The organism is Shewanella sp. AC91-MNA-CIBAN-0169, assembly GCF_040310165.1.
Lineage (GTDB): Bacteria > Pseudomonadota > Gammaproteobacteria > Enterobacterales > Shewanellaceae > Shewanella.
The window spans coordinates 1-24,651 of record NZ_JBEOPM010000042.1 but is presented as its reverse complement, the minus strand read 5'-3'; the positions used below and the strand labels follow the sequence as shown (position 1 = coordinate 24,651).

Genomic DNA, 24,651 nt, shown 5'->3' with positions numbered 1-24,651 from the left:
TTTTGAAGCACTTAATTCAACCTGACTCAGTAACCGCTTGCGCTGTCTGCCGTGTCAGTGGATGCGCATTATAGGCAGCTCACGTTTTTGCGCAAGGCCTTTTTTAATAAAAAAGGATCGCTTGGCGATCTTTTCACCAAAAGCGATCCTTTTTCGTATTTTAAGCGACTTTATGACGGTTTATTGTACTTCTTTAGCGTTCTGGCGGAACTGTTCAAGGAAAGTCACCACATTTGAATCGTCCCAATCGACATACGAACGAACATAAGCCACCAGCTCACCTTGTTCATTTAAGATAAATGTTGCTGGTATCGTATCAAGCGGGAAGACATCACGTAGTTGTTGTTGCGGATCGAAATACGAATTAAATTCTCCTAATCCAAGAGACTCCAAAAATGGTTGCACTATTGTCACAGCTTCAGCATCAATAGAAATGGGCAATAATGCAAAATGTTGTGCATTTAGAGTTTGATTTAATCGATTGAGTGCAGGAAGTTCTCTTACACACGGTGGACACCAAGTAGCCCAAAGATTAACAACAACCACTTTACCCTTATATTGTTCAAAGTTAACAGACTGACCAACAAGATCAGTAAAATCGACTAGAGCAATCGGGAATGGTTGCGGCAATATATTTATGCGCTCGAGTGTTGATTCAGTGGTTTGCTTAGCCGCAGCTTGCATGCCGGGGTATGCGTTAGCCACACTTGCAGTGCCCATAAGAAAGAAGCTAGTGAAGATAAATGCAAACCACTGTTTCAAGGTTAATACTCCAATCGGTTACTTAGTTGTCTTGCTACGATTTAATAACGCATCTAACTCAGCTTGTTGCTCTGTTGACAAGGTTGTCGATTCAGATGCCTGTATACGTTGCTTACGCACAAAGATAAAACCAATAAAGAGACCTAAAACAAGTAACCCAAATGGACCAAGCCATAGAATATAAGTTTTCGAATCTAACTTTGGATTGTATAAAACAAAATCGCCATAGCGGCTGGTCATAAATTCAATAATCTCTGAATCTGACTTACCACTATCGACCATCGTATACACTTCAAGACGTAAATCTTGCGCAACCGGAGAGTTTGAATCGACTAAGTTTTGATTCTGACACTGTGGGCAACGCAATTGGTGTGCTAGTGACAATGCTCTTTGTTGATTATCTACCGATTGAAATTCATAAGTATCAACAGGTGTGGCCATTACCGTCAGAGTAAAAAGTAAACTCGTACAAGCCACCATCATTTTAAATATGAATTTCATTACGATGCTCCATCGACTTTAGCTTCAGCTTGTAATTGCTGGATCATTGGATACAAGGTTTGTGTCCATACCGTTTGATCTATAGGACCGGCATAGCGATAACGAATAATACCGTTATGGTCGACTATAAAAGTTTCCGGTGCTCCATATACGCCAAGATCAAGACCTAAGCGGCCATCTTTGTCAAAGATGTTCACTGTGTATGGATCACCTTGAGTAGTTAACTCCTTAACAGCTAATGCTCGCTCGTCACGATAGTTGATACCATATATAGGTAACAAGTTACGTTTAGACAGCATCATCAAATAAGGATGCTCATACTTACATGCTGGACACCAAGTTGCCCAAAAGTTCAACATAGACACTTTTGCTGGAAGATCTTTCTCAGTTAACACTTCACTAGGCACTTCTAAGCGCTCAAGTTGGAAAGCCGGAACTGGCTTTCCTTCTAATGCAGAATCAAGCACCTTAGGATTGAGAAATAATCCTTTGTATAAAAACACGCCCATACCCAAAAATATAACCAAAGGTATAAACAGTACAAACTTCTTCATAATGTCTCCGAGTATATTAAGCAGTCGCTAATTTTGCTTTTACTGCTTCATCTGTCGCAGCTTGCTTTACACGATAACGCTTATCGGATGCTGCCAGGAAGCCACCAATCATCATAAAGATTGATCCAAACCACAACCAACGTACAAACGGTTTGTAATTAAGACGCACCGCAAACTCGGTTAAACTAATGGGATCACCCATAGTGACATATAAATCGCGGAATAATCCCCAATCAATACCCGCTTCAGTCATATCCATAGTTCGTACATTGTATTGACGACGGTCAGGTTTGAGTAAAGTGATAAATTCATCATCTTTGTAAATCTCAATCTGGCCTTGTTGTGCCGTATAATTAGGACCAACAACATTTTTAGTTTCTAAATACTTAAATGTGTAACCTGCTAGTTCTTGGCTGATACCAGGGCCCATACGGACGCTTTTTTCAATCGAATAGTTAGAGACAATAGTAGCCCCCATTACCGACACAGCAATACCAAAGTGAGCGAAGAGCATTCCCAATTGACTACGGCCAATTCGATTAAGACTAATACCACCTTCTTTATCGCTCACCATATTATAAGCAGCGCGAAAAGTGGATAGCATGATCCATGCTGTAGCAGCCACACCACACATCACCCAAGCATTAAATTGGCCACCAGCAATAAATGGAGCAGCGACACCGGTAACTAATGCAATAATAGCTGGAATAAGTAACTGTTTTTTAATTTCGCCTGCTTTAGATTTCTTCCAGCGAATAATTGGACCAATACCCATAAAGCCAAATAGCACTAATACGATAGGTACAAATACAGCATTAAAATATGGAGGTCCGACGGAAATCTTGCCCATGCCTAATGCATCTATCAATAAAGGATAAAGCGTACCCAGCAACACAGTACCTGCAGCAACAGTGAGTAACACATTACAGATTAGCAACATGGTTTCTTTTGATTTAAGCTCAAATCGTGCTGGACTGCTCATTTCACTGGCTCGGAAAGCAAACAGAGTTAACGAACCACCAATGGCAATACCTAACAACAGCAAGATAAACAAACCACGACTTGGATCTGCTGCAAATGAATGCACTGACGTAAGCACACCAGAACGTACAATAAAGGTGCCGAGTAAACTTAATGAGAAGGCAAAGATAGACAGCAATACAGTCCAGTTACGGAATGCCCCACGCTTTTCCGTCACAATTAATGAGTGCACTAAAGCAGTACCGACTAACCAAGGCATAAATGATGCATTTTCAACTGGGTCCCAGAACCACCAGCCGCCCCAACCTAATTCGTAGTAAGCCCACCAAGAACCAAGTGAAATACCGCCAGTTAGAAATATCCATGCCGCTAATGTCCATGGACGACTCCAGCGTGCCCAAGCAGAATCAAGTCTGCCACTCATGAGGGCTGCAATAGCAAAGGCAAAACAGACTGAAAAACCCACATACCCTAGATACAACATTGGTGGGTGGAAGATTAAGCCAACATCTTGCAACATTGGATTTAAATCTCGCCCTTCTAGAGGAATAGGAAATATCCGTTCAAATGGACTTGATGTAAGGATCATAAATAAACTGAAGCCAACAACAATCATCGCTAAAACAGATAACACCCTTGCGGTAAAGACTTCTTCTAAGCCCTTACTAAATAGTGCTACTGATGCAGTCCATACAGACAACGCGAATACCCAGAATAATAATGAACCTTCATGACCACCCCATACCGCCGCAATTTTAAAGAATATTGGTAGTTGAGAATTAGAGTGATGGGCGACATAAGCCACAGAGAAATCATCAACAGCAAAGCTGTACCCTAGTGCTATAACGGAGAGACTGATGAAAAAAAACATTCCGTATGTCAGTGGCCAGGCATATCGAACAAGATACTGGTCTTTACGTGCGGAACCATATAACGGCACGCTAGCTAGCAGTAAGGCAAAAGCCAAACCGAGAATTAGCGAGAAATGTCCAAGTTCTGGAATCATGGGTATTCCTTAGTCTAAAAAAATTAGCGGATCTGAAACAAACAAATCACGACAGTACTAATTAATGCGATGAAACTAATATACGCACATTAGCTTAAACGAATTTTAACGCATTTTAGAACTTGCTATGACATATGTCTGCCATTTTCGTACAAAATTGGGTCACCAGTCTCATTATGAACACCGATTCAACCAAAACGAATTTTTTTGGCAACTTGTCTGACAGTATTACTGATATAAAGTTTCGCTATTAGTTAGTCAAACCATTCAATCTGTGAACCAGTACGCAACTATCAGGATTTGGATTCATATCTTCCTTATATTACTATTCAATTAATAATCTTTACGTATAATCGAAGTTCCAAGCACTGCGGTAAATGCCGCTTTCTCTGTTAACCTAAAAGTGAATATTGACATAATGACCACATTTTGGATTTTTATTGCGCTTGTCGTACTCATCGGCCTAATCATGATTTGGGTGCCACACTTTCGCCAAACAAAACTGTTACAAGCCGAAGAGTCTGGCGTTCGTAGACAAACTAACCTTGAACTTTTTGCTGAGCGGTTAACAATTCTTGAAAAAGAATTACATGACGAGCTTTTGGATCAAGTCGAATTCGAAGCATTAAAGAAAGAATTAGAGATAAATCTACTTCAGGACATGCAACAAAAAGGTGATGACTCCCTTGATGTAGAAATTAAATCAAAAAACGCATTATGGCCTGCTTTTATGACCTTGTGCTTATTGGCTGTTTCCGGTTACCTATATCAACACTTAGGTGCTTATAACGAATTAGCCAATCCTCCTCAAGCAAGCAATCCTCATCAAGGCATGGATCCGGCGCAAATAATGTCGCAACGGGTACAAATGATGGAAGCAAAAGTGCAGGCACAGCCAGACGATAGCCAAGCTTGGTTCAGCCTTGGTCATGCTTATATATCTGCCAACCAATATGATAAAGCCATTGGCGCATTTGATAAGGTAATGGAACTCGTCGGCACGCAAGCTGAACTCCTTGGGCCTAAAGCGACTGCGCTATACTATAAAGCAAATCAGCAGATGTCGCCGGCGATTCAAGCTGTGATTGATCAATCTTTAGCGTTAGACCCACAAGACCCCTCTACACTACTTCTTGTTGGCATGGATGCATTCTTTACCGCTGACTACAACAAAGCTATCAATGCTTGGCAGATGATCTTAGACAGCGATCGAGATGATGTTGATAGAACAGCATTAATGAATGCAATTGAATCTGCAAACATGCGCCTTAATGAAGGTTCGGCAATGCCTAATGGTGATTCAACTCAAAAGCCAGCAGTTACGAGCAATGCGAAGACAGTCGCAATTGAAGTTTCTATTGCTCCAGAATTAGCAGACAAAGTGGCCGATAGCGATACTGTGTTTATTTTCGCACGAGCAACGCAAGGTCCAAAAGTACCGTTAGCGGCAACTAAAATCAGTGCTAGCAGTTTACCTGCAACAATCACATTAGATGATAGTACTTCAATGGGTGGCGATGTCACACTGAGCTCAGTACAAGAAGTCGAAATAATTGCGGTACTGTCAAAAAATGGCAGCGTGAAACCGCAACCTGGAGACCTAAAGGGTACCATTAAAGCCATTAAAGTGGGTGATAATGCTGCACTAACTCTGGATACCTTAGTGCAATAGCATGGTGTAATATTAGTGATGTTCTCAGTTAGCATCACTGAAATTAACCCATAAAAAAACCGGCTATAAAAGCCGGTTTTTTGATTTAGTTGAAAACTACTTAGACATAAACTGAATTGCGTTTTTGTAATCTTCATCGGTACAGTCAGTACACATACCACCTGGTGGCATTGCGTTTAAACCAGACTTAACCGAACCAACTAAGGCATCTAAACCTTTTGCTAGACGTGGTTCCCATGCCGCAGCGTCATGAACTTTAGGCGCTCCGGCCACACCCATGCTGTGACATACTTGACACGCTTTATTGTAAATAGCTTCACCTTCTTGAGCAAATACATTTGCAGACAAAGTTAAGGCAGCTACTGCAGTCATTGCTAACAATTTTTTCATATTCATCGTTCCTAATTGCAAATATACAAAGCTTAACGCTGCCCTTTGATTTAGAAGGCAGACTCATTTTTAGCAACGATAGATTACTACAATTAGCAAAAAAACTCATCTTTTTGTGATAACAATCTCAGCTTAGCCTCTAAATCGAGACAATCTGTGTAGTTCAGGTAATATATTAGTAATCGATGAAAAAGTTCAAACTAAATTCATAATTTTGGAACCATATCAAATTGCTAGCACTTAATCAGTGACAAAGCTAAACCGATAAAAGTGTTTGTGTTAATATCTTTTCGAATTCATCCTCAAGTAAAATAAGAGGGATAAGTGACCATATCAAACCAATCACAAGTGCTATTAAGTGCCAACGAATTAACCTGTATTAGGGAAGAGCGCATTCTATTTGATGGACTGAGTTTTAATATCAATGCAGGGGATATTGTCCAGGTTGAAGGTCCTAATGGTGCCGGTAAAACCAGTCTTTTACGTATTATTGCTGGTTTGTCACGTCCCTATGCCGGTGAAGTTGAATATAATGGTGAAAACATCAATCGCTGTAGAGACGAATTTAATCACGACTTACTCTATCTCGGGCATTTAGCGGGTGTGAAAAGCGAGCTAACAGCAGAAGAAAATCTTAACTTCAATTTAAGAATTAGTGGCTATGATAATTTCGATACCACTGAAATTCTGGCGAAAGTCAATTTAACCGGTTTTGAAGAAGCACTAGCAGGTCATTTATCTGCGGGACAACATCGACGTACTGCATTAGCAAGATTACAACACAGTAATTGTAAAATATGGATCCTCGACGAACCTTTTACCGCAATTGATAAAAAAGGTGTAGAAGAATTAGAGCACCTTTTTATTCAACATGCTGAATCGGGTGGATGTGTAATATTAACCACACATCAGGATATGAGCATTATTAGTGATGCCATACTACGTAAAATCACTCTCGACTATCGCTTTGTATAAGGTATTTGAATGAAACGAGGAATCAGTTACACCACAGCATTCATGACGCTTTTGCAACGTGATTTAAGAATTGCCATTAGACATCGAGGTGATATTTTTAACCCGCTGTTATTCTTTATTTTAGTGGTCACTCTTTTTCCTTTAGGAATTGGACCAGAACCTCAAGTGTTGACTAGAGTAGCACCTGGTATTATCTGGGTAGCAGCCTTACTTGCATCTATGCTGTCATTAGAACGTTTATTTAAAGCAGATTACAACGATGGCAGCTTAGAACAAATGCTACTGAGCCCACAACCGTTAGCATTAATGGTTCTTGCCAAAGTTCTAGCACATTGGATACTTACTGGTGTGCCATTAATTCTAGTCGCACCATTACTCGCTGTACTGTTGCATTTAGAAGACAATAGTTACGGTGCATTGATGTCGACTTTAGCATTAGGTACACCGATATTGTCGTTACTTGGTGCGATAGGTGTTGCACTGACTGTAGGACTTCGCAAAGGAGGAGTCCTGCTAAGTTTACTTATTCTACCTTTATATATACCTGTACTTATTTTTGCCACTAGTGCGATTGATGCTGCAGGACTGAATATGGCTTATAATGGTCAACTTGCGATTCTTGCCGCAATGTTGGTCGGTTCTTTAATCTTGGCACCTTTCGCAATTGGCGCCTCTTTACGTGTGAGCACAAACTAATGTGGAAATGGTTACATTCTTACGCAGACCCTGAACGGGCATATAAACTGTCAGGCACTTTGTTGCCTTGGTTTAGTATTCTAGCAATATTACTCGTTGGAACAGGCAGTATTTGGGGTTTATTATTTGCCCCGACAGATTACCAACAAGGTGACAGTTACCGAATCATCTTTATCCATGTACCTGCTGCATCGATGTCAATGGCTGCATATATGGGTATGGCAGTAGCTTCATTTATTGGCTTAGTTTGGCAAATAAAATCGGCAGACTGGGCCGCGGCAGCTATCGCACCTATTGGTGCAGTCATTACCTTTATTGCCTTACTAACAGGTGCTGCATGGGGTAAACCTATGTGGGGAACGTGGTGGGTATGGGATGCACGCTTAACCTCTGAACTGGTATTACTGTTTCTCTACCTTGGGGTTATATCACTGTATGCATCATTTGAAGATAAAGTCCTCGCGGCTAGAGCTTCTGGAATTCTGGCGATTGTCGGCGTAATTAATATACCCATTATTAAATATTCCGTTGATTGGTGGAGTAGTTTACATCAGCCATCAACCATTAGAATCACAGAAAAATCGACGATGTCGACCGATATGTTATACCCACTGTTAATTAATATTTTCGGGTTTGGGATGATGATTGGAGCGATAACCTTGATCCGCTATAGAACAGAGATCCTTGCTCGCAATGGCATGCGCCCTTGGGTGAGAGACTTAGCAACCGCAGAGGAGGCAAAATAATGCAATTTGATTCATTTAAAGATTTTCTTGATATGGGCGGTTACGCATTTTATGTTTGGCTATCCTATGGTGTAACGTTCGGCTGTCTAGCCACATTAATAACCCTGAGTATCAGACAAAAACGTAAAGTCCTGATCGAAATTGCTAAAAAGATAACGCGTGAACAACGCCTGAAAGAAACAAGAGGTAATAACCGTGAATCCAAGACGTAAAAAGAGATTAACCCTTGCCGTTGCATTGATTGCGGGCGTTGCTGCTGTTGCATCATTACTATTGTACGCACTAAATTCAAATTTGAATTTATTCTATACACCGTATGAAATTACCCACGGTAAAAACGATACGGGTGTAAAACCAGAGCTTGGACAACGTATCCGAATCGGTGGCATGGTAACAATGGGATCGATGAAACGCGATCCAGACAGCTTACACGTTGAATTTGCTGTACATGATTCAGCGGGTGGGACTGTATCCGTTACATACGACGATTTATTACCAGACTTATTTAGAGAAGGTCAAGGTATCGTTGCCCAGGGTGTACTGGTTGAGTCAGGAAAACTAGAGGCCACTGAAGTACTCGCTAAGCATGATGAAAATTACATGCCACCTGAAGTTGCTGAAGCTATGGGTCAAACGCATGAAAAACCGACCTATAATCAAAAAGCTCTTGAAGAAAAATAAAGTCTATTTGTAATAAAAAGCCTCTTCGGAGGCTTTTTTTATGAATGAAATTTCAATTGTTATCGACAGATAGTTGCTATTATTTTAGCTACTCATTAAGGAGAGGATACTTTGAACATAGGTTTGTAACCTATTGTCAGTTTTACATTAAGATTTTCAGCAAGGATAAGAAACAATGGTGTGACGGTGCAAAAAACCATTATATCCATTTAAGGTAAAATACTGCTTAACTGAAAATGTTGTGTCTCTATTAAAAGTCTGCTTATTTTCGACGTACTGAACAATGCCAGTCACAGTAAGTCATACCTATAATGAAAGCCTATCGAATTATGAACAACTCTGGTTTCAATAAAACCCTTCTATTTATTGTGTTTCCAGTTTTGATTCAATGATTTTGAACCACAGCACAACGGCTTTAACCTATAGACTAATCCATATTTTCTATTTTTGGCATCAGCTCAATAATGCTAAATAACCTCAATTCAGGTTAATAAGTGAGATAGGTAAGGCAAAATGACAATATTCGGCCTATTTCATATCAAACTTGTCATTTTTTTTAACTAAGCACAGCGGTGCGTCATTACTAGCCTATTGCAAGTAATGCAATACAGTTGGCAATACAAAGGAGAATTTGATGACCATTTATGATTCCAAGCTGAGGCCAAATAGATAATAGTTAGTTATGGTAAGACCTATGTAGCATGTCTACACGCCACGGTTAACAATAATGGCATCATATAACCTAGTCATTGAGTATAACTTCAAAGTACGTTAATCAAGTCGAATACGCAGCCTTAACGTGATGTTAAGTAACAGATCCAGCATTGCATTCCCGCCGTCAGTCATATTCCTACATCAATAAAATATTACACATACAGTAAGTGGTTTCGACCAACTCTGTTGAAGGTTCGTTTGCAGCTCAAAACCTGTGAACATTGGCTTAAATGGAGTAGCCATTGTTGCAAACATAAGAACAACTTTAGCGTCTTGTACTTGGTATTATCGACTTAAGCTTAGACATGGTTAACGTTGCTAATATGTCCTTAATACAAACACTATAATACGATTTTACTAAACAGAGTTGTACGACACATATCGGATCAGAGAATCAAGAAAATGAGTATTAGGTTCATCTCGTTGACCGAGCTGAGAGCGATTGTGAAAATAATCAGATAGAAGATTACGCATAAATAGTAGACATTTACCAAGTTGTACAATAAATGGATATGGATTGCAGCTAAAAAGATATGATGTTTGAAACAAAGTCGAAGTTAAAAAAAGATAAAAAAAAACCGAGCCTAGGCTCGGTTTTTCGGTGAGTAATTAATTACTCAGCAGCTTCAACTTCAACAGCTTCAGCAGCTTCAGGACGACCTACTAACTCGATGTAAGCCATTGGGGCTTTATCACCGGTACGTAGACCGCACTTAAGAATACGAGTGTAACCACCAGGACGTTCCTGGAAGCGTGGACCCAATTCAGTAAATAACTTACCTACAACTTCAGCGTCGCGGGTACGAGCGAAAGCTAAACGGCGATTTGCAACGCTGTCAACTTTAGCAAGTGTTATTAGAGGTTCAACAACGCGACGCAGTTCTTTCGCTTTAGCTACAGTTGTCTTGATAATCTCATGACGAACTATTGAACAAGCCATGTTACGGAACATAGCTTGGCGATGACTGCTGTTGCGGTTTAGTTGACGACCACTCTTACGATGGCGCATGACCTAATCCTTATAACCTAAATCTGTACTAACCTGAGACTTATAGGTCGTCAGCTAAACTAGCCGGAGGCCAGTTTTCTAGACGCATACCTAACGACAGTCCGCGAGACGCTAAAACATCCTTAATTTCAGTAAGAGATTTCTTACCTAAGTTAGGGGTCTTAAGCAACTCAACTTCAGTGCGTTGTACCAGATCTCCGATGTAATGAATCGCTTCGGCTTTTAAACAGTTAGCCGAACGTACAGTTAGCTCTAAATCGTCGACAGGACGCAGCAAAATCGGATCGAACTCCGGTTTCTCTTCTACAACAGCCTGCTCAGTAACATCACGTAGTTCAACAAACGCATCTAGCTGTTCAGCTAAAATTGTTGCAGAACGACGAATTGCTTCCTCAGGATCGATAGTACCGTTTGTGGTCATATCTATCACAAGTTTGTCTAAGTCGGTACGCTGTTCAACACGAGCGGCTTCAACATTATAAGCAATGCGAGCAACAGGTGAAAAAGAAGCATCAACCAGCAAACGACCGATTGGGCGATCATCGTCTTCAGTCTGTGCACGAGCCGAAGCTGGCACATAACCACGACCACGCTCAACGCGGATACGCATGCTGATATCATTGTTACCAGTCAAGTGACAGATAACATGATCAGGATTCACGATGGTAACATCACCATCATGTGTGATATCTGCTGCTGTAACAGGGCCTGTGCCGGACTTGCTTAATGTAAGCAAAGCCTCGTCTTTACCCTCGATGGTCACTGCTAATCCCTTAAGATTAAGCAATATCTCAAGGATATCTTCTTGTACGCCTTCCTTACTGCTGTATTCATGCAGTACGCCGTCAATTTCGACTTCAGTAACTGCACAGCCAGGCATAGACGACAATAGGATGCGACGCAACGCGTTACCTAAGGTATGGCCAAAACCACGTTCTAGTGGCTCTAGTGTAACTTTGGCGCGAGTTGAATTAACCTGCTCAATATCAACGAGACGCGGTTTAAGAAATTCTGTAACAGAACCCTGCATTGTGTCCTCTCTTGTTTGTTAGCTTTACTTAGAGTAAAGCTCGACGATCAGCTGTTCGTTAATATCCGCAGACAAATCGCTACGTTCTGGAACGCGCTTGAAAGCACCTTCCATTTTCGCATTGTCGACTTCTACCCATGTAGGCTTTTCGCGTTGACCAGCCACTTCTAAAGCCGCTTTAATACGAGCTTGAGTACGTGACTTTTCACGGATGCTTACAACATCATTCGCAGACACTTTGAATGACGGAATGTTAACAACACGACCGTTAACCATAACAGATTTATGGCTTACTAGCTGACGTGATTCTGCACGAGTAGAACCGAAACCCATACGATAAACGACGTTATCTAGGCGGACTTCTAAAAGTTGCAACAGGTTTTCACCAGTATTGCCTTTTAGACGTGCAGCTTCTTTGTAGTAGTTACGGAATTGCTTTTCTAGCACACCATAAATACGACGAACTTTTTGTTTCTCGCGTAACTGAATACCATACTCAGACAAACGTGGCTTACGTGCGCCATGTTGTCCAGGTGCAGTTTCTAGCTTACACTTCGAATCGATTGCTCTCACACCGCTTTTTAGGAAAAGGTCTGTACCTTCTCTGCGGCTGAGCTTGAGCTTGGGACCCAAGTATCTTGCCATGATCTTTCTCCAACTATCCTATATACGCAGTGTTATACACGACGCTTTTTAGGTGGACGACAGCCATTATGAGGGATAGGCGTCACATCGGTAATGTTGGTAATTTTATAACCAACAGCGTTCAGCGCACGAATGGCTGATTCACGACCTGGACCAGGACCCTTCACGAAAACTTCAAGGTTTTTAACACCGTAGTCTTGAGCAGCAATACCTGCACGCTCAGCAGCAACCTGCGCAGCGAATGGTGTTGATTTACGTGAACCACGGAAACCAGAACCACCTGAGGTAGCCCATGACAACGCATTACCTTGACGATCCGTAATGGTGACAATTGTGTTGTTGAAAGACGCATGGATATGAGCCATGCCATCTGCAACCTGTTTACGTACGCGCTTACGCGGAGAACGTGACGGAACTTTAGCCATTTTGGTTTACCTTCCCGTTACTTTCTTATTGGCTTACGTGGACCTTTACGCGTACGCGCATTGGTCTTAGTACGTTGCCCACGAAGGGGCAGGCTACGACGATGGCGGAGACCACGATAACAACCAAGATCCATAAGACGCTTGATGTTCATTGAAATCTCACGACGCAAGTCACCTTCTACAGTGTATTTGGCGACTTCTTCGCGTAGGATATCTATTTGAGCTTCGCTCAATTCCTTGATCTTAGCATCTTCAGCAATTGAAGTAGATGCGCAGATTGCTCTAGCGCGTGTACGTCCAATACCAAAAATAGCAGTCAACGCAATGACTGTATGCTTTTGATCAGGAATGTTAATGCCAGCGATACGGGCCACTATGCACTCCTTAAAGTTAAAGGCCATCTGCGAAAAGCCCGAAAGGATACTCGACAGACGACAGATTTGCAAACAATATTTTGGTCAGCCCATTATTGAGCTGACCAAACTTCTTTCTTAGCCTTGACGCTGTTTGTGTTTTGGTTCAACACATATAACGCGTACAACACCACTACGCTTGACGATCTTGCAATTACGGCAGATCTTCTTCACGGAAGCTCGAACTTTCATTTCATCACTCCGTAAAAGCAATCTTATTTTCCAAAGCGGTCTAAATTGGCTTTGTTAACAAGATTAGCTTTCTTCATCACAGACTCATATTGATGGGACATCATATGGGTCTGAACCTGAGCCATGAAGTCCATGATTACGACTACTATAATTAGTAGCGAAGTACCGCCAAAATAGAACTGTACTTTCCACGCAATTAACATGAACTCCGGAATTAAGCAGATAAAGGTAATATACAACGCACCCGCTAAGGTTAAACGTGTCATTACTTTATCAATGTAACGCGAAGTCTGTTCTCCGGGACGGATCCCAGGAATGAATGCACCACTCTTTTTCAAGTTATCTGCTGTTTCACGAGGGTTAAAAACCAACGCAGTATAGAAGAAACAGAAAAAGATGATTGCTGTCGCATACAATAATGAATACAGCGGTTGTCCTGGTGACACAGCTAAAGCGAAATCGCTTAACCATGACATAGACTCATTTTGTCCAAACCACTGAGCCAGTGTACCTGGAAACAAAATAATGCTGGAAGCAAAGATTGGTGGAATCACACCTGCCATATTTATTTTTAATGGTAAATGTGTGCTTTGCGCTGCAAAGACCTTACGGCCTTGTTGACGTTTAGCGTAGTTAACGACGATACGACGTTGACCACGTTCCACAAATACCACTAAATAAGTTACAGCAAATACAATCACTGCGAGCAACAGTAGTACTAATACATTCATGTCACCTTGACGCGCCTGCTCAGCCGTTGAGCCGATGGCCGATGGTAGACCAGCAACAATACCTGCGAAAATTAAAATCGAGATACCATTACCAATACCACGTTCGGTAATTTGCTCACCTAGCCACATAAGGAACATTGTTCCTGTTACTAAGCTCACAACTGCAACAAAGTAGAAACCAAATCCGGGATTGGCCACAAGACCAGGCATCAGATTTGGTAAACCCGTTGCAATACCGACAGATTGCAGCGTACCCAACACGAGTGTGCCATATCTAGTATATTGACTGATTTTCTTACGTCCTGATTCGCCTTCCTTTTTCAATTCAGCGAGTGCAGGATGCACAACAGTCAATAACTGCATAATGATAGATGCCGAAATATACGGCATAATACCCAATGCGAAGATAGAAGCACGCTCTAAGGCACCACCCGAGAACATGTTAAACATGCCAAGGATGGTATCTTTTTGCTGAGCAAATAGCTCTGCCAATACAGCTGCGTCAATACCAGGAATTGGCACGAACGAACCGGCTCTAAAGACGATAATCGCACCAATCACGAACAGAAGACGAGTTTTCAGTTCAGATAAACCGCCTTTCGCGCTTTTTAAATCAAGTCCTGGTTTTGCCATCGACGTATTATTCCTCGATCTTGCCACCGGCAGCTTCAATAGCTGCACGAGCACCTTTGGTTACCTTGAGACCTTTTACAGTCACTGGGCGGTCAATGGTACCTGAAAGAACGATTTTCGCAAACTGGATGTTGCGAGTAATAACGTTCGCATCTTTCAGTGCATTCAAATCGACAACATCACCGTTAACTTTTGCTAGTTCGAGTAAACGAACTTCAGCTGTTACCAAAGCGCGACGCGAAGTAAAGCCAAACTTAGGTAAACGAATCTTAAGTGGCATTTGACCACCTTCGAAACCGACGCGAACACCGCCGCCTGAACGAGACTTCTGACCTTTATGGCCACGTCCCGCTGTTTTACCTAAACCTGAACCGATACCACGGCCTACACGCTTAGGAGCAGATTTAGAACCTGCTGCTGGAGATAGAGTATTTAGACGCATTATCCTAATTCCTCCACCGAAACCATGTAGTACACCTTGTTAATCATACCGCGAACTGAAGGTGTATCTTCAACTTCAACAGTGTGATTAATGCGGCGTAGGCCTAAACCGGTTAAGGTTGCACGGTGTTTTGGTAAACGACCAATGCTGCTTTTAGTCTGTGTGACTTTTAAAGTTTTAGTAGCCATGGTGCATTACCCCCGAATCTCATCAACATTCAGGCCACGTTTTGCTGCGATTTGAGCTGGTGACTTCATGTGCACCAACGCATCGACAGTTGCGCGAACGATGTTGATCGGGTTAGTAGAACCGTATGCTTTTGACAGAACGTTATGAACGCCTGCTACTTCCAATACGGCACGCATTGCGCCACCGGCAATAATACCGGTACCCTGTGATGCTGGTTGCATATAAACTTTTGAACCAGTATGGCGACCTTTAACTGGGTGATGCAAAGTACCTGCATTCAACTCCACTGTTACCATATTACGACGGGCTTTTTCCATTGCTTTTTGAATAGCAGCTGGAACTTCACGCGCTTTACCATAGCCATAGCCAATCTTACCGTTACCGTCACCCACTACTGTTAGTGCTGTGAAGCTAAAGATACGACCGCCCTTAACTACTTTAGAAACACGATTAACTGCAATCAATTTCTCTTGCAGATCGTCTTTTTGCTGAGCTTCTAATTTAGCCATTTTTATAACCCCTTAGAACTTCAGGCCAGCTTCACGAGCGGCATCTGCTAGTGCAGCTACACGACCATGATACTTGAAACCAGAACGGTCGAACGCAACTGTTGCTACGCCCTTCTCGATCGCACGCTCAGCAACAATTTTACCTACTGCTTTAGCCGCATCAACGTTACCGGTACTCTTTAGTAGCTCTTTAACCGCTTTTTCAACGGTTGAAGCAACTGCCAACACCTGAGCTTCAGGATTGATCACCTGAGCATAAATGTGACGCGGTGTACGATGTACAACCAGACGATTCACGCCCAGCTCTTGGATCTTCTTACGTGCACGTAACGCGCGACGTAAGCGAGATGTTTTCTTATCCATATCGCGTTACCTACTTCTTCTTAGCCTCTTTACGGCGTACTATTTCGTCATCATAACGAACACCTTTGCCTTTATAAGGCTCTGGTGGACGATATCCGCGAATTTCAGCAGCAACCTGACCAACAACTTGTTTATCAACGCCCGAAAGCACGATTTCAGTTTGGCTAGGACACTCTGCAGTAACGCCTGCGGGCAGTTTGTGTACTAATGGATGTGAGAAACCTAATGTTAAATCTAAGTCACTACCAGCAATCTTTGCACGGTAACCTACACCAACTAATTTAAGTTTTTTCACAAAACCTTGAGATACACCAACAACCATGTTGTTTACTAGTGCACGTGCAGTACCAGCCTGAGCCCAAGCGTTAGAAACGCCATCGACAGGAAGAAACTTTACTTGTGCATCTTCGATAACAACATTTACCGCATTGTTGATTACTCGAGTCAGACTTCCTTTACTGCCTTTAACAGTTAAGGTCTGTTCGTTTAAAGTCACCTCTACGCCAGCAGGAACAGTGACTGGTGCTTTTGCAACACGAGACATTTCTAGCTCCTTACGCTACGTAGCAGATAACCTCGCCACCCGTGCCATTTTGGCGGGCGGCGCGATCAGTCATCAAGCCTTGAGAAGTGGACACAATTGCGATACCCAGACCGCCCATCACCTTTGGTAACTCGTCTTTACCTTTGTAAATACGAAGACCAGGGCGACTTACACGCTGGATAGTCTCAACGACTGGTTTGCCTTGAAAATACTTTAACGTAATTTCTAATTCAGGCTTAGCTTCATCTGCTACGGCGTATTCAGTAATGAAACCTTCATCTTTAAGTAATTTCGCAATTGCTACTTTTAACTTAGCTGAAGGCATCTTAACAGATACGTGGTTAGCAGCTTGGCCGTTACGAATACGGGTTAACATATCCGCAATAGGATCTTGCATGCTCATATTAGCTTACTCCGTGACAAGTGCTTACCAGCTGGCCTTACGCAGACCAGGAACTTCACCACGCATGGTTGCTTCACGTAATTTAATACGGCTTAAGCCGAATTTACGTAGAAAACCATGTGGGCGACCAGTTTGATTACAGCGGTTGCGTTGACGCGCAGCGCTAGAATCACGTGGTAGAGCTTGTAACTTAAGTACGGCATCCCAGCGATCTTCTTCAGAAGTTGCAGGGCTGCTGATTATAGCCTTAAGTGCTAAACGCTTTTCAGCATATTTAGCTACGAGCTGCGCACGTTTTGCTTCACGTGCTTTCATAGATGTTTTTGCCATTATGCTACCCTTATTTCTTGAATGGGAAGTTAAAAGCGTCTAACAAAGCACGACCTTCTTCATCATTCTTCGCAGTAGTAGTGATAACAATATCCATACCACGAATTTTATCGATTTTATCATAATCGATTTCTGGGAAGATGATCTGCTCACGCACGCCCATTGCGTAATTACCACGGCCATCAAACGCTTTAGCGCTTAAGCCTCGGAAATCACGAATACGTGGTATTGCAATGTCAACTAAACGCTCTAAAAATTCCCACATACGCTCACCGCGTAGGGTAACTTTACAGCCAATAGGGTAGCCTTCACGGATTTTAAAACCAGCAACTGATTTACGAGCAACAGTTACAATTGGCTTCTGGCCAGCGATTGCAGTCATGTCACGGAGCGCATGCTCCATAACTTTCTTATCTGCAACAGCTTCGCCCACACCCATGTTTAGGGTGATTTTTTCAATCCGAGGGACTTGCATGACACTGCTGTAGCCGAACTTTTTAGCTAGTTCAGCAACTACAGTCTCTTGATATTTATCATGCAGTTTCGCCATCGTTTACTCCAAATTACTTAACGAGTTCGCTGTTCGATTTAAAGAAACGGACTTTTTTGCCGTCTTCAAATCGGAAACCAACACGATCTGCCTTGCCTGTGGCTTGGTTAAAGATCGCAACGTTTGATGCTTGCATCGGTGCTTCTTTCTCGATAACGCCACCAGTCACACCCAATTGAGGGTTAGGTTTCTGGTGCTTTTTAACAAGATTAAAGCCTTCAACAATTAACTTACCAGTAGGTAGAACTTGAGAAACCTTACCGCGGCTACCCTTGTCTTTACCTGCTAATATAATTACTTCGTCTTCACGACGGATTTTAGCTGCCATTTGAAGCTCCTTACAGTACTTCTGGTGCCAGCGAGACAATTTTCATGAATTTATCATTACGCAATTCACGTGTCACTGGGCCAAAGATACGAGTACCAATCGGTGCAAGGTTTGCGTTAAGCAATACCGCTGCATTCCGATCGAAGCGAATGACAGAACCGTCTGGACGACGTACGCCTTTCTTAGTACGGACTACCACCGCGTTATATACATCACCTTTCTTCGCTTTAGCGCGAGGAATCGCTTCTTTAACAGAAACTTTGATAATGTCGCCGATACCGGCATAACGACGATGAGAGCCACCCAAGACCTTAATACACTGAACTCTGCGTGCGCCGCTGTTACATGCGACGTCTAGAGTCGATTGCATTTGGATCATTTCAAGTGCTCCGCTATCGTTACTACACAATCCCACTATGGGAGTATATTTGAACCAAATTCAAGTAATAATTTACTCAAAATTGGCGCGCAAGTATAACACACATTTTTGGAATGCATAGCAAAAAAAACAAACGGCCCCAAATACTGGGGCCGTTTACGTTAACCTAATCGAGATTAGGCTTTTGTTACTACTTCAGCTAGTGTCCAAGACTTAGTCTTAGATAGAGGACGACACTGGCTAATAGCCACGAAATCCCCTTCATTACACTGATTAGTTTCGTCATGTGCATGGATCTTAGTTGTACGCTTAATGTACTTCCCATAAATAGGATGTTTCACTTGGCGCTCAATAGCAACAGTAATAGACTTATCCATTTTGTTGCTAATTACTTTACCTTGCAAAGTACGGGCTTTATCAGACATTACACACCTGCCTTAGAAGTAATAATGGTCTTAACACGTGCAATGTTACGACGCACTAGTTTCAACTGATTCGTTTGAGTCAACTGACCAGTAGCGTGTTGCATACGCAGGTTAAACTGCTCACGCAGCAGACCAAGTAATTCAGCGTTAAGTTCTTCAACGCTCTTTTCTCTTAGTTCGCTCGCTTTCATTACATCACCGTCTTAGTTACGAAGGTAGTCTTCAGAGGAAGTTTGGCAGAAGCCAAAGCGAAGGCTTCACGAGCCAACGACTCAGGAACACCATCCATCTCGTAAAGAACCTTACCAGGTTGAATCTGACATACCCAGTATTCAACGTTACCTTTACCTTTACCCATACGCACTTCAAGAGGCTTAGAGGTAATTGGCTTGTCAGGGAAAACTCGAATCCAAATTTGTCCTTGACGTTTAACATGACGTGTCATGGCACGACGTGCAGATTCAATTTGACGTGCAGTTAAACGGCCACGGCCGACTGCTTTCAAACCGAAAGTACCAAAGCTAACTTCAGTACCGTTCGCTAGACCACGGTTGCGGCCCTTGAACATCTTGCGAAACTTCATACGTTTAGGTTGCAGCATAAAAGTTTCTCCTATTTACCACGAGGCTTACGCTTAGGTTGCTGCTTAGGCTCTTCAATAGCAGGTACTAAACCGTCTAGAACTTCGCCTTTGAAGATCCAAACTTTAATACCAATCACACCGTATTGAGTGTGACTTTCTGCGGTTGAATAGTCGATATCAGCACGCAAAGTATGCAAAGGTACACGACCTTCACGATACCATTCTGCACGCGCAATTTCAGCGCCGCCTAAACGGCCGCTCACTTGAACTTTGATACCTTGAGCACCAATGCGCATTGCGTTTTGTACTGCGCGCTTCATAGCACGACGGAACATAACACGACGCTCTAACTGCTGAGCAATAGAGTCAGCAACGAGCTTAGCGTCTAATTCAGGCTTACGGATCTCAGCGATGTTGATTTGAGCAGTAGTACCAGTGATTTTAGACACATAGGCACGTAATACTTCAACGTCTTCACCTTTCTTACCAATCACAATACCTGGACGGGCAGTGTGAATAGTAACGCGGATGCTTTTCGCTGGGCGTTCAATAACAATCTTAGATACTGATGCGGCTTTTAACTTTTCAGTTAAATATTGACGCACTTCCCAGTCGCTGTTCAGATTATTTGCATAGTCTGACTTATCTGCGTACCAGGTAGAGATCCAAGGCTTAGTGATACCCAGACGGATACCATTAGGATGTACTTTCTGTCCCATTGCTCTCTTCTCCTAGCGATCTGCTACAACCACAGTGATGTGACTGGTACGCTTCATGATACGATCAGCGCGGCCTTTAGCACGTGGCATGATACGCTTCATTGTTGGGCCTTCATCTACGAAGACGGCTCCAACTTTAAGCTCATCAATGTCAGCACCTTCGTTGTGTTCGGCGTTTGCGATAGCTGAGTCAAGTACTTTTTTTACTAGTACGGCGGCTTTCTTGGGGCTGAATGTCAAAATCTCGAGTGCCTTAGAAACAGGCAATCCGCGAATTTGATCAGCAACTAGACGGGCCTTCTGCGCAGACGTACGAGCAAAACGATGTTTAGCTAAAACTTCCATCTTATTCCTCCCGTATTAACGCTTCTTCGCTTTCTTATCTGCAGCATGGCCGCGATAAGTGCGAGTTGGTGAAAATTCACCAAGCTTGTGGCCGATCATTTCGTCAGTTACGAACACAGGTACGTGCTGACGACCATTATGGACAGCGATGGTCAACCCAATCATATTAGGGATGATCATTGAGCGACGAGACCAAGTCTTAATTGGCTTTTTATCTCCCGCTTCCATCGCTTTCTCTACCTTCTTCAGCAAGTGCAGGTCAATGAAGGGACCTTTCTTGAGAGAACGTGGCATGGCGAATCCTCTTACTATTTATTACGACGACGTACGATGTACTTATCAGTGCGCTTGTTGCTACGAGTTTTATAACCCTTAGTCGGCACACCCCATGGACTCACTGGATGACGTCCACCAGAAGTACGGCCTTCACCACCACCATGTGGATGGTCTACTGGGTTCATTGCAACACCTCGAACTGTAGGGCGTACGCCTCTCCAGCGCTTAGCACCTGCTTTGCCTAACTGGCGTAGCATGTGCTCGGCATTACCAACTTCACCAAATGTCGCGCGGCAATCTACTGGAACTTTACGCATTTCGCCAGAGCGAAGACGTAGAGTTGCATAAGCACCATCACGAGCAACAACTTGTACATAAGCACCAGCTGAACGTGCGATTTGAGCGCCTTTACCAGGCTTCATTTCGACAGCGTGTACAACACTACCTACTGGAATGTTGCGTAACGGTCTAGCGTTACCAGTCTTGATTTCTGCATCCAAGCCAGATTGGATTGGGTCGCCAGCTTTCATGCCTTTTGCAGCAAGAATATAACGACGCTCACCATCTGCATACAGTACTAGCGCGATGTGCGCTGTACGGTTTGGATCGTATTCAAGACGTTCAACTTTCGCAGGGATACCATCTTTGTTGCGTTTGAAGTCAACAATACGATAGTGCTGCTTATGTCCACCACCTACGTGGCGTACAGTGATACGGCCAGTATTATTACGGCCACCACTTTTAGTTTTTTTCGCCAACAGGCCAGCAAAAGGTTTACCCTTATGCAGGTCCGTATTCACCACTTTAACTACGTGGCGACGACCTGGAGAGGTTGGCTTACACTTAATAACTGCCATGATAATTCTCCTTTGCTTATTCAGCGCCGCCGACGAAATCGATTTCAGCACCAGCAGCTAAAGTAACATAAGCTTTTTTCCAATCGATACGACGACCTACACGGCCACCGGTACGCTTGGTTTTGCCTTTATTAACTAAAGTGCGAACAGAATCAACTTCAACTTCAAATAGCTTCGCTACTGCAGCTTTAATCTCTGCTTTAGTTGCATCGATGGCTACGCGGAAAACTACAGTGTTGTTTTTCTCAGCAAGCACAGTACTCTTTTCAGAGATATGTGGACCAAGAATAACTTTTAGCAAACGTTCTTCGCGGATCATGCTAGCATCTCCTCGATTTGCTTCACTGCATCAGCAGTAACAAGAACAGTGTTGAACGCAATTAGACTAACTGGGTCAAGACCCGCTACGTCACGCACGTCAACTTTGTATAAGTTGCGAGCTGCTAAGAATAAATTCTCATCAACTTCAGCTGTAACAATTAGAACATCTTCTAAGTTCATTGCTTTTAATTTAGCTTTCAGCTCTTTAGTTTTAGGAGCTTCAACACCAAACGATTCAACAACAACTAGACGCTCTTGACGTACCAATTCAGAGAATATGCTCTTTAGAGCACCACGGTACATCTTCTTGTTAACTTTTTGGCTGTGATCTTGTGTTTTAGCAGCGAATGTTACGCCACCGCCACGCCAGATTGGGCCTTTAACACTACCGGCACGAGCGCGGCCTGTGCCTTTCTGGCGCCAAGGCTTTTTGCCTGAGCCAGTTACTTCCGCACGAGTCTTTTGAGCACGAGTGCCCTGACGCGCGTTTGCAGCATATGCTACAACTACCTGATGAACCAATGCCTCGTTAAAGTCACGGCCGAAGGTAGTTTCGGAAACTTCAAGAGCGCTCTGGGCGTCTTTCAATACCAATTCCATTACTATCTCCTCAGACCTTAAGCTTTAACTGCTGGCTTGATAATCAAGTCACCATTGGTAGCGCCTGGAACTGCGCCGCGTACTAACAACAAGTTACGCTCTGCATCAACACGTACTACGTGTAGATTTTGAGTTGTTACTTGCTCAGCACCCATATGGCCTGACATTTTCTTGCCTTTGAATACACGACCAGGCGTTTGGTTCTGACCGATAGAACCATTCGAACGGTGTGCCAAAGAGTTACCATGTGTCATATCTTGAGTACGGAAGTTCCAACGCTTAACGCCGCCTTGGAAACCTTTACCCTTTGATTGACCAGTAACATCTACTTTCACTGTCTCAGCGAAAATATCAACATTAATTTCAGCACCAACTTCAATGCCTTCGCCTTCACCATCTGCTAAACGCATTTCCCACAAACCACGACCAGCTTCTACGCCGCCCTTGGCAAAGTGACCTGCTTCTGCTTTAGTGATGCGATTGGCTTTTTTGGTACCAGTAGTCACTTGAAGTGCACGATAACCGTCTGTTTCTAAAGTTTTCACTTGAGTAACGCGGTTGCCTGCAATCTCGATTACTGTTACAGGGATTGACGTACCATCTTCAGTGAAGATGCGAGTCATACCCACTTTACGACCAATAAGACCGATAGCCATCTCTCAAACCTCTTCTAAGGATCTCAATTAACCTAAGCTAATCTGAACGTCGACACCAGCCGCAAGATCTAAACGCATTAATGCGTCTACAGTCTTTTCTGTTGGCTCTACGATGTCAACTAAACGCTTGTGGGTACGAATTTCGTACTGATCACGAGCATCTTTATTAACGTGCGGAGAGATCAAAACGGTATAACGCTCTTTGCGAGTAGGTAGTGGAATTGGACCACGAACCTGCGCGCCTGTACGCTTAGCAGTTTCAACGATTTCCGCTGTAGACTGATCAATTAAACGATGATCAAAGCCTTTCAAGCGGATACGGATTCTTTGGTTCTGCATTGACCAGAGCTCCTAAAATGGACATATAAAAAATCACCCTCTAGCTTCTTCCTAATGGAAAAGCAGAGCGAGATGATTTAACCGTTCGACTCCCAATCGGAGTCGCTGTGAAAATGAGTAACCTACTTGGTTAAACATTATAATTTACGCTGCACTAGTCAGCGAGTGGGCAATTATACAGATCTTCTTTCTAAGATCAAGCCCATTGTGTAAATAGTCTTCTAAAAGTCTTCTTACAATCAACTGCCGCGCATTTTACACATTTTATGTGTTAATGCTACTAATGATTGCTACTTTTTGGAAATAAAAAAGGAAGCCTAAGCTTCCTTTTTCAGTGTTCACTAAACTCGCTATTACGCGATAATTTTAGCTACAACACCTGCACCAACTGTACGGCCACCTTCACGGATAGCGAAACGTAAACCGTCGTCCATCGCGATTGGGTAAATCAGAGTAACGACCATCTTGATGTTATCACCAGGCATAACCATTTCTACGCCTTCTGGTAACTCAATTGTGCCTGTTACGTCTGTTGTACGGAAGAAGAACTGTGGACGGTAGCCTTTGAAGAATGGAGTATGACGTCCGCCTTCTTCTTTTGACAACACGTAAACTTCTGATTCGAAAGTTGTGTGTGGGTTAATTGAACCAGGCTTAGCTAGTACTTGACCACGTTCTACGTCATCACGCTTAGTACCACGTAATAACACACCACAGTTTTCGCCAGCACGACCTTC

General features: G+C 42.9%; 40 protein-coding genes. 6 read left to right on the top strand and 34 right to left on the bottom strand.

The features are described 5' to 3' along the window. Positions 1 to 180: 180 nt before the first annotated feature. From AAEY98_RS21665 to AAEY98_RS21650, 4 genes are read right to left on the bottom strand one after another with little or no spacing between them, the layout of a single operon-like run. Positions 181 to 720, bottom strand: a complete 540-nt coding sequence (locus AAEY98_RS21665) for a TlpA family protein disulfide reductase (protein ID WP_351019593.1) — start codon at positions 718 to 720, stop codon at positions 181 to 183. A gap of 60 nt (positions 721 to 780) precedes the next feature. Then, on the bottom strand, positions 781 to 1,263 hold the full coding sequence (gene nrfF, locus AAEY98_RS21660; RefSeq protein WP_101084812.1) for a heme lyase NrfEFG subunit NrfF: 483 nt from the start codon (positions 1,261 to 1,263) through the stop codon (positions 781 to 783). After that, positions 1,263 to 1,817 carry a DsbE family thiol:disulfide interchange protein gene (locus AAEY98_RS21655; protein ID WP_011635673.1) on the bottom strand — a complete coding sequence of 185 codons (555 nt, stop codon included), beginning with the start codon at positions 1,815 to 1,817 and terminating at the stop codon, positions 1,263 to 1,265. Before AAEY98_RS21655 ends, nrfF begins: the two co-directional genes overlap by 1 nt. 16 nt (positions 1,818 to 1,833) lie before the next feature. Continuing rightward, positions 1,834 to 3,804, bottom strand: coding sequence for a heme lyase CcmF/NrfE family subunit (locus AAEY98_RS21650; protein ID WP_101084811.1), 1,971 nt, complete (start codon positions 3,802 to 3,804; stop codon positions 1,834 to 1,836). Positions 3,805 to 4,222: 418 nt separating this feature from the next. Between AAEY98_RS21650 and ccmI the strand changes: the two genes are divergently transcribed. Continuing rightward, entirely contained in the window at positions 4,223 to 5,476 is a 1,254-nt protein-coding gene (ccmI, locus tag AAEY98_RS21645; protein WP_351019590.1) for a c-type cytochrome biogenesis protein CcmI, read from the top strand. A gap of 96 nt (positions 5,477 to 5,572) precedes the next feature. On the opposite strand, the gene AAEY98_RS21640 is transcribed toward ccmI, so the two are convergent. Beyond that, complete coding sequence (locus tag AAEY98_RS21640; RefSeq protein WP_101084809.1) at positions 5,573 to 5,866, bottom strand: c-type cytochrome; 294 nt, start codon at positions 5,864 to 5,866, stop codon at positions 5,573 to 5,575. Positions 5,867 to 6,190: 324 nt separating this feature from the next. Between AAEY98_RS21640 and ccmA the strand changes: the two genes are divergently transcribed. The 5 genes from ccmA to ccmE are packed head-to-tail and all read left to right on the top strand — an operon-like array spanning position 6,191 to position 8,964. Further along, positions 6,191 to 6,841: a cytochrome c biogenesis heme-transporting ATPase CcmA gene (ccmA, locus tag AAEY98_RS21635; RefSeq protein ID WP_351019587.1), complete on the top strand. Its 651-nt coding sequence runs from the start codon at positions 6,191 to 6,193 to the stop codon at positions 6,839 to 6,841. 9 nt (positions 6,842 to 6,850) lie between these two features. After that, on the top strand, positions 6,851 to 7,537 hold the full coding sequence (gene ccmB / locus AAEY98_RS21630) for a heme exporter protein CcmB (RefSeq protein ID WP_351019584.1): 687 nt from the start codon (positions 6,851 to 6,853) through the stop codon (positions 7,535 to 7,537). After that, positions 7,537 to 8,283 (top strand): heme ABC transporter permease, encoded by a 747-nt coding sequence (locus tag AAEY98_RS21625; RefSeq protein ID WP_101084807.1) that lies wholly within the window; start codon positions 7,537 to 7,539, stop codon positions 8,281 to 8,283. The genes ccmB and AAEY98_RS21625 overlap by 1 nt, the downstream gene beginning before the upstream one ends. Next, positions 8,283 to 8,495 carry a heme exporter protein CcmD gene (gene ccmD / locus AAEY98_RS21620; RefSeq protein ID WP_011635666.1) on the top strand — a complete coding sequence of 71 codons (213 nt, stop codon included), beginning with the start codon at positions 8,283 to 8,285 and terminating at the stop codon, positions 8,493 to 8,495. The genes AAEY98_RS21625 and ccmD overlap by 1 nt, the downstream gene beginning before the upstream one ends. Continuing rightward, positions 8,479 to 8,964 carry a cytochrome c maturation protein CcmE gene (gene ccmE, locus AAEY98_RS21615; protein ID WP_101084806.1) on the top strand — a complete coding sequence of 162 codons (486 nt, stop codon included), beginning with the start codon at positions 8,479 to 8,481 and terminating at the stop codon, positions 8,962 to 8,964. The genes ccmD and ccmE overlap by 17 nt, the downstream gene beginning before the upstream one ends. A 1,327-nt stretch (positions 8,965 to 10,291) precedes the next feature. Here ccmE and rplQ read toward each other — a convergent pair. The 29 genes from rplQ to AAEY98_RS21470 all read right to left on the bottom strand — a co-directional run. Then, positions 10,292 to 10,687 (bottom strand): 50S ribosomal protein L17, encoded by a 396-nt coding sequence (gene rplQ / locus AAEY98_RS21610; RefSeq protein ID WP_011635664.1) that lies wholly within the window; start codon positions 10,685 to 10,687, stop codon positions 10,292 to 10,294. Positions 10,688 to 10,727: 40 nt separating this feature from the next. After that, complete coding sequence (locus AAEY98_RS21605; protein ID WP_011635663.1) at positions 10,728 to 11,717, bottom strand: DNA-directed RNA polymerase subunit alpha; 990 nt, start codon at positions 11,715 to 11,717, stop codon at positions 10,728 to 10,730. 24 nt (positions 11,718 to 11,741) lie between these two features. Then, complete coding sequence (rpsD, locus tag AAEY98_RS21600; protein ID WP_011635662.1) at positions 11,742 to 12,362, bottom strand: 30S ribosomal protein S4; 621 nt, start codon at positions 12,360 to 12,362, stop codon at positions 11,742 to 11,744. A gap of 32 nt (positions 12,363 to 12,394) precedes the next feature. After that, a complete protein-coding gene (gene rpsK / locus AAEY98_RS21595) occupies positions 12,395 to 12,787 on the bottom strand; it encodes a 30S ribosomal protein S11 (protein ID WP_011635661.1) in 393 nt (130 codons plus the stop codon). 17 nt (positions 12,788 to 12,804) lie between these two features. Continuing rightward, complete coding sequence (gene rpsM, locus AAEY98_RS21590; RefSeq protein ID WP_011635660.1) at positions 12,805 to 13,161, bottom strand: 30S ribosomal protein S13; 357 nt, start codon at positions 13,159 to 13,161, stop codon at positions 12,805 to 12,807. A 117-nt stretch (positions 13,162 to 13,278) separates the two neighbouring features. Further along, the gene (gene rpmJ, locus AAEY98_RS21585) at positions 13,279 to 13,392 is read right to left on the bottom strand and encodes a 50S ribosomal protein L36 (RefSeq protein ID WP_006083579.1); all 114 of its coding nucleotides are present in this window, start codon (positions 13,390 to 13,392) and stop codon (positions 13,279 to 13,281) included. 23 nt (positions 13,393 to 13,415) lie between these two features. Continuing rightward, on the bottom strand, positions 13,416 to 14,756 hold the full coding sequence (gene secY, locus AAEY98_RS21580; RefSeq protein ID WP_101084805.1) for a preprotein translocase subunit SecY: 1,341 nt from the start codon (positions 14,754 to 14,756) through the stop codon (positions 13,416 to 13,418). Between the two features lie 7 nt (positions 14,757 to 14,763). Beyond that, positions 14,764 to 15,198 carry a 50S ribosomal protein L15 gene (rplO, locus tag AAEY98_RS21575; protein ID WP_011635657.1) on the bottom strand — a complete coding sequence of 145 codons (435 nt, stop codon included), beginning with the start codon at positions 15,196 to 15,198 and terminating at the stop codon, positions 14,764 to 14,766. Next, a complete protein-coding gene (gene rpmD / locus AAEY98_RS21570) occupies positions 15,198 to 15,386 on the bottom strand; it encodes a 50S ribosomal protein L30 (RefSeq protein WP_011635656.1) in 189 nt (62 codons plus the stop codon). The genes rplO and rpmD overlap by 1 nt, the downstream gene beginning before the upstream one ends. A 6-nt stretch (positions 15,387 to 15,392) precedes the next feature. Then, positions 15,393 to 15,896, bottom strand: a complete 504-nt coding sequence (gene rpsE, locus AAEY98_RS21565) for a 30S ribosomal protein S5 (RefSeq protein ID WP_011494651.1) — start codon at positions 15,894 to 15,896, stop codon at positions 15,393 to 15,395. Positions 15,897 to 15,908: 12 nt separating this feature from the next. Then, positions 15,909 to 16,259: a 50S ribosomal protein L18 gene (gene rplR, locus AAEY98_RS21560; RefSeq protein WP_011635655.1), complete on the bottom strand. Its 351-nt coding sequence runs from the start codon at positions 16,257 to 16,259 to the stop codon at positions 15,909 to 15,911. Positions 16,260 to 16,269: 10 nt separating this feature from the next. Then, on the bottom strand, positions 16,270 to 16,803 hold the full coding sequence (gene rplF, locus AAEY98_RS21555; RefSeq protein WP_011635654.1) for a 50S ribosomal protein L6: 534 nt from the start codon (positions 16,801 to 16,803) through the stop codon (positions 16,270 to 16,272). Positions 16,804 to 16,813: 10 nt separating this feature from the next. Next, the gene (gene rpsH, locus AAEY98_RS21550) at positions 16,814 to 17,206 is read right to left on the bottom strand and encodes a 30S ribosomal protein S8 (protein WP_011635653.1); all 393 of its coding nucleotides are present in this window, start codon (positions 17,204 to 17,206) and stop codon (positions 16,814 to 16,816) included. Positions 17,207 to 17,230: 24 nt separating this feature from the next. Next, positions 17,231 to 17,536, bottom strand: coding sequence for a 30S ribosomal protein S14 (gene rpsN, locus AAEY98_RS21545; protein WP_011635652.1), 306 nt, complete (start codon positions 17,534 to 17,536; stop codon positions 17,231 to 17,233). Positions 17,537 to 17,546: 10 nt separating this feature from the next. Then, positions 17,547 to 18,086, bottom strand: a complete 540-nt coding sequence (gene rplE, locus AAEY98_RS21540; RefSeq protein WP_011635651.1) for a 50S ribosomal protein L5 — start codon at positions 18,084 to 18,086, stop codon at positions 17,547 to 17,549. A gap of 13 nt (positions 18,087 to 18,099) precedes the next feature. Continuing rightward, complete coding sequence (gene rplX / locus AAEY98_RS21535) at positions 18,100 to 18,414, bottom strand: 50S ribosomal protein L24 (protein ID WP_101084804.1); 315 nt, start codon at positions 18,412 to 18,414, stop codon at positions 18,100 to 18,102. A gap of 10 nt (positions 18,415 to 18,424) precedes the next feature. Beyond that, complete coding sequence (gene rplN, locus AAEY98_RS21530; protein WP_011635649.1) at positions 18,425 to 18,793, bottom strand: 50S ribosomal protein L14; 369 nt, start codon at positions 18,791 to 18,793, stop codon at positions 18,425 to 18,427. A gap of 176 nt (positions 18,794 to 18,969) precedes the next feature. Further along, positions 18,970 to 19,218: a 30S ribosomal protein S17 gene (rpsQ, locus tag AAEY98_RS21525; protein WP_011635648.1), complete on the bottom strand. Its 249-nt coding sequence runs from the start codon at positions 19,216 to 19,218 to the stop codon at positions 18,970 to 18,972. Beyond that, positions 19,218 to 19,409, bottom strand: coding sequence for a 50S ribosomal protein L29 (gene rpmC, locus AAEY98_RS21520; protein WP_011635647.1), 192 nt, complete (start codon positions 19,407 to 19,409; stop codon positions 19,218 to 19,220). The genes rpsQ and rpmC overlap by 1 nt, the downstream gene beginning before the upstream one ends. Continuing rightward, on the bottom strand, positions 19,409 to 19,819 hold the full coding sequence (gene rplP / locus AAEY98_RS21515; RefSeq protein ID WP_011635646.1) for a 50S ribosomal protein L16: 411 nt from the start codon (positions 19,817 to 19,819) through the stop codon (positions 19,409 to 19,411). The genes rpmC and rplP overlap by 1 nt, the downstream gene beginning before the upstream one ends. A gap of 11 nt (positions 19,820 to 19,830) precedes the next feature. Then, positions 19,831 to 20,520, bottom strand: a complete 690-nt coding sequence (gene rpsC, locus AAEY98_RS21510; RefSeq protein ID WP_011635645.1) for a 30S ribosomal protein S3 — start codon at positions 20,518 to 20,520, stop codon at positions 19,831 to 19,833. Positions 20,521 to 20,532: 12 nt separating this feature from the next. Continuing rightward, positions 20,533 to 20,865 carry a 50S ribosomal protein L22 gene (gene rplV / locus AAEY98_RS21505; RefSeq protein WP_011635644.1) on the bottom strand — a complete coding sequence of 111 codons (333 nt, stop codon included), beginning with the start codon at positions 20,863 to 20,865 and terminating at the stop codon, positions 20,533 to 20,535. 15 nt (positions 20,866 to 20,880) lie between these two features. Continuing rightward, positions 20,881 to 21,159, bottom strand: a complete 279-nt coding sequence (gene rpsS / locus AAEY98_RS21500; protein WP_006083596.1) for a 30S ribosomal protein S19 — start codon at positions 21,157 to 21,159, stop codon at positions 20,881 to 20,883. Positions 21,160 to 21,173: 14 nt separating this feature from the next. After that, complete coding sequence (gene rplB / locus AAEY98_RS21495) at positions 21,174 to 21,998, bottom strand: 50S ribosomal protein L2 (RefSeq protein ID WP_011635643.1); 825 nt, start codon at positions 21,996 to 21,998, stop codon at positions 21,174 to 21,176. A 16-nt stretch (positions 21,999 to 22,014) separates the two neighbouring features. Further along, entirely contained in the window at positions 22,015 to 22,317 is a 303-nt protein-coding gene (gene rplW / locus AAEY98_RS21490; RefSeq protein WP_011635642.1) for a 50S ribosomal protein L23, read from the bottom strand. Further along, complete coding sequence (gene rplD, locus AAEY98_RS21485; RefSeq protein ID WP_011635641.1) at positions 22,314 to 22,919, bottom strand: 50S ribosomal protein L4; 606 nt, start codon at positions 22,917 to 22,919, stop codon at positions 22,314 to 22,316. The genes rplW and rplD overlap by 4 nt, the downstream gene beginning before the upstream one ends. Positions 22,920 to 22,936: 17 nt before the next feature. Continuing rightward, complete coding sequence (gene rplC, locus AAEY98_RS21480; RefSeq protein ID WP_101033710.1) at positions 22,937 to 23,575, bottom strand: 50S ribosomal protein L3; 639 nt, start codon at positions 23,573 to 23,575, stop codon at positions 22,937 to 22,939. 27 nt (positions 23,576 to 23,602) lie between these two features. Then, complete coding sequence (gene rpsJ, locus AAEY98_RS21475; protein ID WP_011635639.1) at positions 23,603 to 23,914, bottom strand: 30S ribosomal protein S10; 312 nt, start codon at positions 23,912 to 23,914, stop codon at positions 23,603 to 23,605. A 353-nt stretch (positions 23,915 to 24,267) separates the two neighbouring features. Continuing rightward, positions 24,268 to 24,651: EF-Tu C-terminal domain-related protein (locus AAEY98_RS21470; RefSeq protein WP_498292260.1), on the bottom strand; the 384-nt coding region annotated here is incomplete at its 5' end.